The organism is Pseudomonas machongensis (assembly GCF_034961125.1).
GTDB classification, from domain to species: domain Bacteria; phylum Pseudomonadota; class Gammaproteobacteria; order Pseudomonadales; family Pseudomonadaceae; genus Aquipseudomonas; species Aquipseudomonas machongensis.
Genome location: NZ_JAYFUI010000191.1, coordinates 64,580 through 76,234, shown reverse-complemented (window position 1 = coordinate 76,234; position 11,655 = coordinate 64,580). Strand labels below are relative to the sequence as shown.

The following is an 11,655-nucleotide window of genomic DNA, read 5'->3' as shown; positions in this document are numbered from 1 at the left end:
TCATTGTCCTTTGAGCAGGGTGTTGGCGGAGCCGGAAACCTGGGTCGCGCCACGCACCACCATCTGGGTTTCGATGGAGTAGTCGAACATCCGCCCAAGCGACTGGACGATGTTCGCGACCTGGGTATCACCGACCTTGGGCGCGCCCTCGGCGCCGGTGGCCACGAACGGCGACGGGCCTGCGGCCGGGGTCGACGATGGCATCGCCGGGCTGCCGTGACTGAGTGACTCGGCCCGAGCGCTGAAGGTGCGCGAGCGGTCGATGAAGCCGTCCAGGCGCTGCATCAGGCTTTCACCGATCTGGTGAGGGCTGGCACCTTCAGGCATGCCCTTGGCACTGTTGGCCATGTTTTCGAAGAGGTTCTGGGAGGCACCGAGCCCCCCTTGTCCTCCTGACGGCGGCAGTGCCGCCGTGGTCGCGAGACTGGCTGTCATGGCCGTTTACTCGTCGTCGTCCGAAGACTGGGCTTCGTTCAGCATTTCCTGGGCCTTGGGCATGATGATGAACTGCCCGCCGATCAGCACGGCCTGGTTCACCAGCGCCTCCTGGAAGCTTGGATCGTCGGAGGCGTCCTGGGACTTGTCGAGCGCCGCATCGAAGCGCGCTTCGGCGCTGCTCGGGGTGCTGCCGGGGGTATCGATCGGGGTAACGGCCATGGGGCTTCTCCTGGGTGGTTTTTCAGTGATCGCTGACACTGGCGCCGCGGAACACCCGGATACTCCGGGAGGCTGCGGACGTCGCGACGGGCTGGGGTCGGTTGTCGAGGTGCTGCTGGATCATGTTCAGGTAGGCGGGCGGTCCGGAAACCAGCAGTTCGTCGCGCTCGGCGCCAGGGCGCAGCGACAACTGGCGGCCGTACACATCGAGGCTTTGCAGGTAGTCGCGCAACTGCTCCAGGTCCAACCCGGGCTGGCGACGGAACAGGCGCGTGGCCACTTCATCGTTGCTATTGATGTAGAGCACGTTGCCGTCGTAGTACCAACCCAGCGCGTTGCTGTCGCACAGCTGGGTGAGGAAGTCGCCGGCAGTGCTGCTGCGCAACGGGCTGCGGGCCTTGCCGCGGACCTTGTCGGACACCACCACGACCAGCTCCAGGTTCTGCCCGAACTCGCTCAGGGCGCCGCGCAGGTCCTGGTCGACCAGGGCATAGGCGTAGGGTTGGGCGAACCAGTCGGGCTCGTCCTTGCCCTCGTCGCTGCGCACCGGCAACGACAGCAGAACCAGCAGCAGGGTGGTGAGCCAGAGCAGGTTACGCATGGGCGATTACCTCCCTGGCGCGGCTCACAGCTGTGAAATCGTATGAAGCGCAGTCGAAATCACACATCAAGTCGCTAGAATGGCCACTCAGTCGTCCGCTCGAGTCCTGTCCATGCCCAAGCGTTTGCCGTCCACCCTGCTTCTGATCGCCAGCACCTTGCTCGGCGCCTGCACCAGCCAGCCACACAATGCCGACGAGGGCTACGACCGCCTCATGCACCTGGCGGGCGATCTGCAGCAGCGCGGCGATGCCGCCTCGGCTGCGGCGCTCTACCAGAATGCTGCGCAGCAACCTGGGCGCCATCCCGAAGCCTGGCAGAAGCTGGGCGACACCACGCTGGCCGCAGGCGACGCGCGCGCTGCCGAGCGGGCCTACCAGCAGGCACTTGAACTGCAGCCGGACAACCTCGACGCCCTGCTGGGGCTGGGCAGCGCCCAACTGCGCCAGGGCAAGCTGGAGCGTGCGGTCACGTCCCTGACCCAGGCGGCCGAGCGTGGCAACAGCGCCGATGCCTGGAACCGCCTGGGCATTGCGCAGATCCTGCGCGGCCAGGCAGCGGCCGCCCAAGGGGCCTTCAGCAAGGGGTTGGCGCTGGCACCGGACAACCTCGATACCCGCTGCAACCTGGCCCTGGCCTACGCCCTCGGCGGTCAGGCGCAACGGGCCCTGGACACCGTGCGCGTGGTCGGCCAGTCGCCGCGTGCCCTGCCCCGGCACCAGCGCAACGAACTGCTGGTCACCGTACTGGCCGGCCGCGAGCAGGATGTCGCCGGCCTGCCCCTGGACGATCTCTCCGCCAGCGAACGCCAGACGCTGCTGAACGAAGCCCGGCGCATCAAGACGATCCCGGATGCCCAGGCCCAGGCCCGCGAGCTGGGCCTGGTGGACGGTCGCTAGCACCTGCACACGCGCGCGTTTCATTGCTTCTCCTGGCGATCGGCGCGCGCTTGCTGCTCATCCTGGCGTCGACGCAGCTCGGCGCGATCATAACCCTCGATGTAGACCTGTGCGGCGCGCCCCACGGGCGCGGCCATGGTCGGGCCCGTCGGCCGCCCCTGGGCCAGGTCGTCCGGCTGCTCGACCATGCGCATCAGCGTGAGGTTGTTGGCGCAGCCTGGCGGCAGCAGTGGCACGAAGTCCTCGTCCAGGCCGAAGTCATCCTTGCTCGCCGGTTTCAGGCATTCCACCGGCAGGATCTCGGTGCTGCCGTTGGCCAGTGTCTTGTGCTGAAAATCAGGTGAGTAGGAGACCGGCTCCAGGTGCGTCTGGCAACCAGCCAGCAGTGCCAATGGCAACAGCCAGCAGCGCCCGGCGGGGGCGCTGATCATCGACATGGAAAAGATCGATTTCATGGTCGCTCCCGGTCAGTTCATGTAGAAGCCGAACTTGCCGCCACTGCGTGGCCCCGCCGAAGCGGTCGCAGGGCCCGGCAGGGCATCGAGGGGCGTGGCCAGGTCGCGCTCGCGGGTCGGCTGCACCAGGTACGGGGTGATCAGGATCACCAGTTCAGTCTCGTTGCGCTGGAAACGCTTGGAGCGGAACAGGTTGCCCAGGATCGGCATGTCGCCGAGCATCGGCACCTTGTCCATGTCCTGGCTGCTTTCGCGCTGGAACAGGCCGGCAATGGCGAAGGTCTGGCCGCTGCCGACCTCGACCCGGGTATCGGCGCGTCGCACGCGGAACGACGGCACCCGGTAACCGTTGACGTCGGTGGTGTCCGAGCCCATCAGGCTGCTGACCTCGGGCCGCACCTGCAAGGCGATATGGCCGTTGGGCAGCAGCGTCGGGCTGAACAGCAGCGAGACACCGAAAGGCTTGTACTCGATGCCCACCAGATCACGGTTGACCGGCACCGGCACGGGGATTTCGCCGCCCGCCAGGAAGCTTGCGGTCTGCCCGGTCATGGCGGTGATGTTCGGCTCGGCGAGGATCTGCAGCACGCCATTGCTCTGCAGGGCTTCAAGCATCGAGTCGATGTTGACGTTGCCCGAGCTGAGGCCGGCGCTGATGACATTCGATGCACCGCTGGCGGCGTCGGCGGCGAGGCGACCACCGGTGATCAAGCCAAAGGAAAAGGTGCCGTTGTTGAACAGTGCGTTCCAGCTCACCCCGTAGCGCAGCAGCTCGGAACGCGAGACTTCGGCAAAGCGCACACGGATGTTGACCTGGGCAGAACCGGCATAGGTCGCGGCGTTGACCGCTGGAACCGGGCTCTGGTTGTCGAGCAATGCATTGAGGTCACTGGCTTCGCCGACATCCCTGACCAAGCCCTTGGCTACCAGCTGGTTACCCACCGCGCTGACCTGCGCACCACTGGCCGGATGCAGGTCTTGCAGCGGACGGCTGACGCTCTGGGTCGCGTTGTTCACCGACAGGTTCAAGGCCGCCAATTGCTTGCCCGCATCGTCCAGGGCGATCAGGCTGGTCTGCCCCGGCGCCTTGCCGAACACGTAGATCACCCCGTCGGACACCACTTGCAGATCGGCGATGCCCGGCTCGGCAACCAGCACCGAGGCCACCGGCGCCTTGAAATGCAGCACCCTGCCCTCGCCCGATGCCAGGTCCAGGCGACCGTGGCTGCCCACTGCGATCTCGTCGGCGCAGGCCAGCAACGACAGCAGCATGCCGGCCAGACCCAGGCACAAACGGTAATGAAACACAGCGCCGATGCGTGATGAACCGATCATGAAGCACTCGCCAGAGAAGTGACCGAAGCGCCGCTGGTGGAGCGGCGTTGAGAGGTGTCGCCAAGTTCGAGGGTGCCCACGGCCTGCAGGTTGTATTCACCGGCCAGCTCGCGGAACGACAGCACGGCCAGCTCCATGTCGCCACGCAGCACCAGGCGGCGCAGGTGGCGGCGCAGTTCCGGGTGCACCAGCAGCACGCTGGAGCGGTCTTCGGGCAGGCGCTCGCAGGCCTGGCGCAGTTGCAGCATCAAGGCGCGGCTGACCTGCTCGGGAATCGCCTCGCGGCCACCGTCCTGACGGCGCATGCCGGTGCGCAACTGCTGCTCCAAAGCCGGCGCCAGCACCAGGGCGCTGATCACCCGGTTGCGGTCGGCATATTGGTGGCTGATCTGTCGGGCCAGGGCGGCGCGCAGGTGCTCGGCCAGGTGCGCGGCGTCGGCATCGCGCCCACCCCAGTCGACCATGGCCTCAAGCAAGGCGCGCTGGTTGCGGATCGACACACCCTCTGCAACCAGGTAGCGCAGGGCTTCGGCCATGCGCTGCAACGACAGGTTGCGCAGCACTTCCTTGATCAGCTCGCCATAGCTGCCCTCGATGCTTTCCAGCAGCGCACGGGTCTCCTGGATGCCGAGAAAATCGGCCGCGTAGCGGCGCAGGGTGCGCTCGACCGTCGCCCGTAGCACTTCCTCGGGGAGCATGAAGCCGATGCCCGCCTGTTCCAGACGCTCCTGGTACTCACGAGCGATCCAGTGGGCGCTGCGCGCAGCCAGGGGCGAGTCGGCTTCGATCATCGGGATGTCGAGCAACTGCACATTGACCGGGTCGTCCCTGAGCAGCAGGCAATCGGCAGGCAGTTCACCTTCGCTCACCGGCACGCCTTCAAGTTCGATGACGAAGCGCTGGGCGGCACTCTTCGCGTCCACATGCACGGCGGCCAAGGGCACATCGATGCCGAGCTCGCCACGGATCTCGTGGCACAGCGCCTCGAAGCGCTGGCGCAGCGGCTGCTCCGGCGCACTGGCCGCAAGGCCCGGCCCCATGACCAACAGGATGCGGCAGTTGAGCGGCTTGCTCGCCGACACGCTGGCCTCCACCGCTGGCACCTGGGGTTCATCCTCGGCCTCCGGCGCTTGCACCGGCTCAGCCTGCTCGGCCGCCTGGCGACGCTTGAGGTAGAACGCCGAGCCAGCCAGCACTGCGGCAAGCACGAAGAACACCGCCGCCGGGAAGCCCGGCAGCAGGCCGATGCCCAGCAGGATCAATGCCGTGAGGAACAACGCACGATGGCTGGCGCCCAACTGGCGAATGATCTCCGTCCCCAGGTCACCGCTGGCACCGTCGCTGTTGACGCGGGTGACCACGGTGCCGGCCGCCACCGAAATCAGCAACGCCGGAATCTGTGCGATCAGGCCATCACCGACGGTCAGCAGCGAATAGGTGTGCACTGCGGTGCCGAACGGCATGTCGCGCTCGACCATGCCGATCAGCATGCCGCCCAGCAGGTTCACCGCGAGGATCACCAGGCCGGCGATGGCGTCGCCCTTGACGAATTTCATCGCACCGTCCATGGCGCCGAACATCTGGCTTTCACGCTCCAGGCGCGAACGACGGCGACGGGCTTCGGCCTGGTCGATGTCGCCGTTGCGCAGGTCGTTGTCGATGCTCATCTGCTTGCCGGGCATGGCATCGAGGGTGAAGCGCGCGGCCACCTCGGCAACCCGCTCGGCACCTTTGGTGATGACCACGAACTGCGCCACGGTGATGATCAGGAACACCACCAGGCCGACCACCACCTGGCCTGCGATGACGAAGTCACCGAACGCCTGGACGATATGGCCGGCATCGCCGTGCAGCAGGATCAACCGCGTGGTGGTGATCGACAGCGACAGGCGGAACAGGGTGCTCAGCAGGATCAGCGGCGGCAGCGCCGAGAACTCCACCGAGTGGTTGATATAGAAGGCGACGATCAGGATCAGCATGCTCAGGGCGATGTTCAGGCCGATCAGGCCGTCGACCAGGTAGGTCGGCAGCGGGATGATCATCATCGCGATGGCCATCAGCATGAACGACACGATGATCACGTCGGTGCGCTGGGACGCCGCCCGCGCCAGGCCGTTGAGGCGATCGAGCGGGCTCATCGGGCGGCCCTGCGTGCACTGAGGTAGCGCTTGAAGCACTGGCGCGCCTCGTCCTTGCGCCCACCGCGCCACAGCGCATGGCTGCGCAGCAGCAACAGGCCGGGTGACTCGCCTTCCTGCTCGGTGAGGCGGTCGAGTGCGTTCAGGGCGCGGCTGGCGTTGCCGCTGTCGGTGAAGGCCATGGCCAGGTAGCGCAGCAGCGTGCCGTCCTGGGGGGCCATCTGCGCGGCGATCAACAGCATCACCAGCGCGCGCTGGGGCTGACCGCTGCGGCGGTAGAGGTCGCCCAGGCCCTTGAGCAGTTCGATGCTGTCGTGTCGTTCGCGGGACATCATGGTTCCTGCACCTCGGCGCGTTGCTGCTCCAGGGACTGGCGCAGGTGGATCTCTTCACGAAGCAGGTCTTCAGCCAGGTCGCGGATCTCCGGCTCGGCATCCAGCGACGGCATGACTTCGTCCAGCAGGTACTGCAGCAGGTCCAGCGCACGGGTGCCGCTGAACAGGTCCGGGTTGATCTCCTCGCCGGCACAGGCTTGCTCGAGCTCTGCGCGCAGCGAACGGCGGCCAGCCACTTCCCGCTTGCCCAGCAGCGCATCGAAGCGGGCGTTGGGGCGCGCCTGCAGCGGGCGTACGGCCTCGACGGAGGGGGTCTTTTCGGTGGAAGACGGCAACAATGGCCGCGGTTCGATCCTCATGCTCGGTCCTATAAGGTCAGGGTGAAGCGTTCTTCACCCCTGGCCAGGATCACCTGGTCGCTGTCGATACGTTCCAGCATCCAGCCGTCGGCCAAGGCCGCGCCGGGATAGAGGCGCTTGCCGCTTTCGCTGATCACATAGGGGTTGTTGCCGAACCACACCGCCTGGAAGCGCACCCGTGGACGGGCGACATCGGCCTGGGCGGTGACCGTGCTGTGCAGCATCACCTGCTGGCCGTAGCGCTGGTCGAAGTCCTGGCGCACGGCGAGCCAGCGCGCCTTCTGCGTCAGGTCCAGGCGCCCCTCGGCCACCAGTTGCCCGCCTGCTTCGCTGAGCCGTACGCCTTCCAGGCCGTTGGCCAGCAACTGCTGCCCCAGCCATTGATGGGCCTGCGCCAGCGAAGGCATCTGCGGCGCGCGCGGTACGGGGGTCACGTTGGCGGCCAGGGGCTTGGGTGGCTCGCCACGCATGGCGTAGGCGAAGGCGCAGATCAGCATCAGGCCCAGCGCCAGCGCGACGTGGGTGCGGGTGAATGCCGAGGCGTGCTGGGGCTGTGCGATTGCGGCAGCGGCGCGCGCGGGCTGTTCGTGCTCCAGGCTCAACTGCGCCTCGCCCAAGGCGATACGCAGCGGCAACTGAGCGCGATAACCGCTGCCGAGCGGAACGATGATCGCCCGCCCCTGCGGGTCTTCGACCCGCACTTCGCCGCCCACGGCCTCGACTGCGACCTTGCCGTCTGCCAGGCGCAATACCAGATGGCGGGGCTCGACGCCCGGGTCATTGAGAATGAAGTCGGCATCAGGTGTGCTGCCGAAGGTGTACTGGGTGCCGTCCAGACTGATCCGGCCACCCTGGTGCAGACCCTGGGTGACGCTGAGTACCGGCTTGGAGGCTGTCGCGCCACCGGTGACGGCGGCCAGAGCGGTAAGGGCTGTCATGGGCGGGGCACCACCGTGAATACCACGGGCAACGGCCATTCAGACCCTTGCCGAAAAATGCGTCGTTGCAAGACATGCGGGCGGAGCAACCCCCGCCCGCAAGGCACAACGTCAGTTCTGCGGACGCTGTTTGGTGGCGTCGAGCTCAGCCTTCTTGGCAGTGGTCAGCTCGGTGATCTGGGCCGACTTCTCGATAGCCATGTTGAAAGTGGCTTCCATCTTGGCGATTGCTGCGTCTGCGCCGCCACCGCTGCTTGCTGGAGGTACGTTGCTCATGGTGATACTCCTTCAGGATAGGGATTCATAAGAAGCCGCTTTGAGGCGGGTAGAAGTCCGTGCAAGACAGCGACCGAAGGGGATGTAGGCAGTCGCTCTCCAACACGGGGCCCATGTTAGGCAATGAATATTCGCCACTGCTGTGAAACGTTGTGAAAGGTTGGGAAAACTCTTGATACAAATCACCAGGCAACGTCTTTACACAGGCTACAAGCCAGGCACAGCAAGGCCTTCAGCTGGAAGGCCGAATACCTTGGAATGTCTCGGATTGGGTAAAACGCGCTGTTTTTCTGTCGAAACAGCCGGCATTGAAGTTCAGTTATCGAACAAACGTAGTCACCCGGGAGGCACTACTGGGCAAATATTACAAGGCGGCAGGATGAACGGATAAATAATGACTTCTGTGAACTCAATCAACTTTGCGCCTGCAGAAACAGCGAGAACAACTCGGACTGTGACTTGATGCCCAATTTGCTGTACATGTGCTTGCGGTGCACTTTCACGGTCTCGGCGGATATCGCCAGCTTGCGCGCTATTTCCTTGCTTGAACAACCACTGAGCATCAAGCGCCCCACTTCCAGTTCCCGTGCAGTCAGGGGTGTCTGCAGCGCCTCGACGGTTTCCTCCAGGCGACTCTGCCAGCGTGGCGCCGGTGGCGTTGCCTGCTCCAGTAATTCACGCTCGAACGTCATGCGCTGGCGCATCAGCCCGGCCACCCAGGGGCGCAGCAGGTCGAGCAGGGTGATCTGCTCGGCGCTGAAACGCCCCTTGGTCCCCAGCGACAGGCACAAGGTGCGCTCCTTCTCGAGCTGGACATTGAACTGCACCTCGTCGGCCACCACGTTCAGGCGAAAGTAGCGCTGGTAGTAGTCGGTCTGCTCGAAGCACTCCGGCGCCACGTCCGCCAGCTGGAACAGGCCGCTGCCCGGCGCCTCGCGGCTGGCGATGTAGAACGGGTCGAGCAGGTACAGGCCCTTGAGGTAGTCCTGGAACAGCGGGTCGGGCCCGCCGTCCTCGCCAGGACACTCGGCGAACACTTGCGGTCTACCATTGCTGAAGAGCAAGGCCACCCAGCTGTCGAACGGCACATACTGATCGAGCAGGCGCACCAGGGCGAGCCAGAAGCCGGGCTTGTCGAGCGTCTCGACCAGGTGACCGACCGAGCGGTGCCAGGCCAGGTCCTGCAGCGTAAGGTTCATGCCTCTACCCCTGTTGGGTTACCACGTGGGCGTAATTACCCCCGATACGGTGCCCGACGCATACTCGGGCAAACCTTGCCTCGGTCCGATGCGCATTCTGACCGTTTTTCACCGTGCGGTCATGTCACCGCCATGGCTCGGGCATTTCAATAAAAGATTGGGTCTATGAGAACAGCAATGAAGGTCGAACTCGTGCAACTGGTGGGCCGCGACGGTGACACCGCCTACAACCTGAACCGCACCCTGGAGGCGATCCACGCCTGCCCTGCCGGCACCGACCTGGTGGTCTTCCCTGAAACCCAGCTGATGGGGTTCCCCAGCGAAGACAACATCGCAACCCTCGCCGAACCCCTTGACGGCCCCAGCGTACGCGCCGTGCAACAGGCAGCGCGCGAACGTGACGTCGGCGTGGTGGTCGGCATGGCCGAAGCGGGGGAAGACGGCCGCTTCTACAACACCACCCTGCTGATCACCGCTGAGGGCATCGCCCTGAAATACCGCAAGACCCACCTGTGGGCGTCGGACCGCGGCATCTTCACTCCGGGCGACCGCTACGCCACCACGCTGTTCAAGGGGGTGCGGGTCGGCTTGCTGATCTGTTTCGACATCGAGTTCCCTGAAAGCGCCCGCGCCCTCGGCCAACTGGGCGTCGAGCTGATCCTGGTGACCAACGGCAACATGGACCCCTACGGGCCGACCCACCGCACCGCGATCAGTGGCCGCGCCATGGAAAACCAGGCATTCGCGGTGATGGTCAACCGCGTCGGCGAGGGTGATGGCGCCCTGGTGTTCGCCGGCGGCAGCGCGGTGGTCGACCCGTACGGGCAGTTGCTCTGCGAAGCCGGGCGCGAGGAGTGCCGTATCGGGCTGGAACTGGACCTGGCGCAGCTGGATGTTGCCCGTCGCGACTACAGCTACCTGGCCGAGCGCCGCTTCGTCCTGCCGGGTGAAGTGCGCGAGCACGATAACGGCCTGCGCGAGCTGGTCATCGATAACCGCTGACACCACCGCATCTATAGGGAACTCAACAATCCTGAGGGTCACGCAGACTGCAAAGCGCTGACCCGCGACGGGCAAGGGATGCCATTTTTTGCGTCGATTTCGACTCTGCATAACAAACATAATCTGGAGTAAGCAGTAATGGCCCGACTCAAGCGAACCCTTTCGCTCAGTGCGGTGGTGCTGTTCGGCATCGCCTACATGACCCCGATCATCGTCCTCGGCACCTTCGGCATCCTCGCCGACACCACTGGCGGCGTGGTCCCCTCTGCGTACCTCGCTGCCTCCGTCGCCATGCTGTTCACCGCCCTGAGCTACGGGCGCATGGCCGCCGCTTTCCCGGTGGCGGGCTCGGCGTACACCTATGTGCGCAAGTCGATCAGCCCGAAACTGGGCTTCCTGGCCGGCTGGGGCGTGCTGCTCGACTACCTGTTCCTGCCCATGGCCATCTGGCTGATCGGCGCTGCCTACCTGCACTCGGCCTTCCCCGCCGTGCCACAGGCGCTGTGGGTGCTGGCGTTCATCGGCGTGACCACGGCGATCAACGTAGTCGGCCTGCGCCTGGCAAAGAACATCAACGGCGCGCTGATGCTGGTGCAGTTCCTGGTGCTGGCGGCCTTCGTGGTGTTGGCGATCCACTATGTGCTGGGGGACGCGAGCAAACCGCTGTGGTCGCTTGAGCCGTTCTTCAAGGAAGGCGTGCAACTGCCGCTGATCATGAGCGGTGCAGCGATTGCCTGCTATTCGTTCCTGGGCTTCGATGCCGTGAGTACCCTGACCGAGGAAACCCACGAGCCGCGCAAGAACATCCCGCGGGCAATCCTGCTGATTACCCTGATCGGTGGATTCCTGTTCATCGCCGCCAGCTACTTCGTGCAGCTTGCCCACCCCTCCACCCAGTTCGAAAACGCCGACTCGGCGGCCTACGAGATCGCCCGTAACATCGGTGGCGACCTGTTCGTCAGCCTGTTCCTGGTCGGCTTGATCGTCGGTCAGTTCACCTCGGGGCTGTCCGCCCAGGCCAGCGCCTCGCGCTTGCTGTTCGCCATGGGGCGTGACGGTGTACTGCCCAAGGCATTCTTCGGGCGCCTGAGCGAGCGCTTCGGCACCCCGGTCGGCAGCATCGTGCTGTGCGGCGTGGTGGCGCTGCTGGCGTTGCACATGGATGTCACCACTTCCACCTCGTTCATCAACTTCGGCGCCTTCCTGGCCTTCAGCCTGGTCAACCTGTCGGTGGTGTTCCACTACTGGATCGGCCGTGGCGAACGCGGGCCACGCGCGGTGCTGCTGTTCCTGGTGTTCCCGCTGATCGGTCTGGGGGCAGACCTGTGGCTGATGGTGAGCCTGGATCACCTGGCTATCTACCTGGGCCTGGCCTGGCTGGCGGCGGGCATCCTGTATCTGGCCGTGCTGACGGGTGGGTTCAGCAAGCAGCCGCCAGAGATGCATTTCGAAGAAGCGTGAT

At 65.2% G+C, this 11,655-nt stretch carries 14 protein-coding genes; 3 read left to right on the top strand and 11 right to left on the bottom strand.

What is annotated here, in order from left to right; genetic code table 11:
- From VA602_RS24290 to VA602_RS24280, 3 genes are all read right to left on the bottom strand, one after another.
- The gene (locus VA602_RS24290; RefSeq protein ID WP_371105664.1) at nt 1-348 is read right to left on the bottom strand and encodes a hypothetical protein; all 348 of its coding nucleotides are present in this window, start codon (nt 346-348) and stop codon (nt 1-3) included.
- A gap of 93 nt (nt 349-441) precedes the next feature.
- Nucleotides 442-657, bottom strand: coding sequence for a hypothetical protein (locus tag VA602_RS24285; RefSeq protein ID WP_054892873.1), 216 nt, complete (start codon nt 655-657; stop codon nt 442-444).
- Nucleotides 658-679: 22 nt separating this feature from the next.
- The gene (locus tag VA602_RS24280) at nt 680-1,258 is read right to left on the bottom strand and encodes a type III secretion protein (RefSeq protein ID WP_065861408.1); all 579 of its coding nucleotides are present in this window, start codon (nt 1,256-1,258) and stop codon (nt 680-682) included.
- A gap of 112 nt (nt 1,259-1,370) precedes the next feature.
- On the opposite strand from VA602_RS24280, the gene VA602_RS24275 reads away from it, so the two are divergent.
- Nucleotides 1,371-2,156, top strand: a complete 786-nt coding sequence (locus VA602_RS24275) for a tetratricopeptide repeat protein (RefSeq protein WP_323454564.1) — start codon at nt 1,371-1,373, stop codon at nt 2,154-2,156.
- Nucleotides 2,157-2,176: 20 nt separating this feature from the next.
- On the opposite strand, the gene VA602_RS24270 is transcribed toward VA602_RS24275, so the two are convergent.
- The 8 genes from VA602_RS24270 to VA602_RS24235 form a co-directional block, all read right to left on the bottom strand.
- On the bottom strand, nt 2,177-2,593 hold the full coding sequence (locus tag VA602_RS24270) for a hypothetical protein (RefSeq protein WP_063546675.1): 417 nt from the start codon (nt 2,591-2,593) through the stop codon (nt 2,177-2,179).
- Nucleotides 2,594-2,623: 30 nt separating this feature from the next.
- The gene (locus VA602_RS24265) at nt 2,624-3,883 is read right to left on the bottom strand and encodes a type II and III secretion system protein family protein (RefSeq protein ID WP_370671064.1); all 1,260 of its coding nucleotides are present in this window, start codon (nt 3,881-3,883) and stop codon (nt 2,624-2,626) included.
- Between the two features lie 59 nt (nt 3,884-3,942).
- The gene (gene sctV, locus VA602_RS24260) at nt 3,943-6,084 is read right to left on the bottom strand and encodes a type III secretion system export apparatus subunit SctV (protein WP_323454562.1); all 2,142 of its coding nucleotides are present in this window, start codon (nt 6,082-6,084) and stop codon (nt 3,943-3,945) included.
- Complete coding sequence (sctY, locus tag VA602_RS24255; protein WP_371105658.1) at nt 6,081-6,416, bottom strand: type III secretion apparatus assembly chaperone SctY; 336 nt, start codon at nt 6,414-6,416, stop codon at nt 6,081-6,083. Before sctY ends, sctV begins: the two co-directional genes overlap by 4 nt.
- Nucleotides 6,416-6,778 carry a hypothetical protein gene (locus VA602_RS24250; protein WP_186708430.1) on the bottom strand — a complete coding sequence of 121 codons (363 nt, stop codon included), beginning with the start codon at nt 6,776-6,778 and terminating at the stop codon, nt 6,416-6,418. Before VA602_RS24250 ends, sctY begins: the two co-directional genes overlap by 1 nt.
- A gap of 8 nt (nt 6,779-6,786) precedes the next feature.
- Entirely contained in the window at nt 6,787-7,716 is a 930-nt protein-coding gene (locus VA602_RS24245; RefSeq protein ID WP_323454561.1) for a SctD/MshK family protein, read from the bottom strand.
- A gap of 111 nt (nt 7,717-7,827) precedes the next feature.
- Nucleotides 7,828-7,992, bottom strand: a complete 165-nt coding sequence (locus tag VA602_RS24240; RefSeq protein WP_172964786.1) for a hypothetical protein — start codon at nt 7,990-7,992, stop codon at nt 7,828-7,830.
- Between the two features lie 413 nt (nt 7,993-8,405).
- Nucleotides 8,406-9,191 carry a helix-turn-helix transcriptional regulator gene (locus tag VA602_RS24235; protein WP_054892881.1) on the bottom strand — a complete coding sequence of 262 codons (786 nt, stop codon included), beginning with the start codon at nt 9,189-9,191 and terminating at the stop codon, nt 8,406-8,408.
- Nucleotides 9,192-9,368: 177 nt separating this feature from the next.
- On the opposite strand from VA602_RS24235, the gene VA602_RS24230 reads away from it, so the two are divergent.
- The gene (locus VA602_RS24230) at nt 9,369-10,193 is read left to right on the top strand and encodes a carbon-nitrogen hydrolase family protein (protein ID WP_323454560.1); all 825 of its coding nucleotides are present in this window, start codon (nt 9,369-9,371) and stop codon (nt 10,191-10,193) included.
- Between the two features lie 138 nt (nt 10,194-10,331).
- Nucleotides 10,332-11,654 carry an APC family permease gene (locus VA602_RS24225; RefSeq protein WP_112897678.1) on the top strand — a complete coding sequence of 441 codons (1,323 nt, stop codon included), beginning with the start codon at nt 10,332-10,334 and terminating at the stop codon, nt 11,652-11,654.
- Nucleotide 11,655 lies beyond the last annotated feature (1 nt).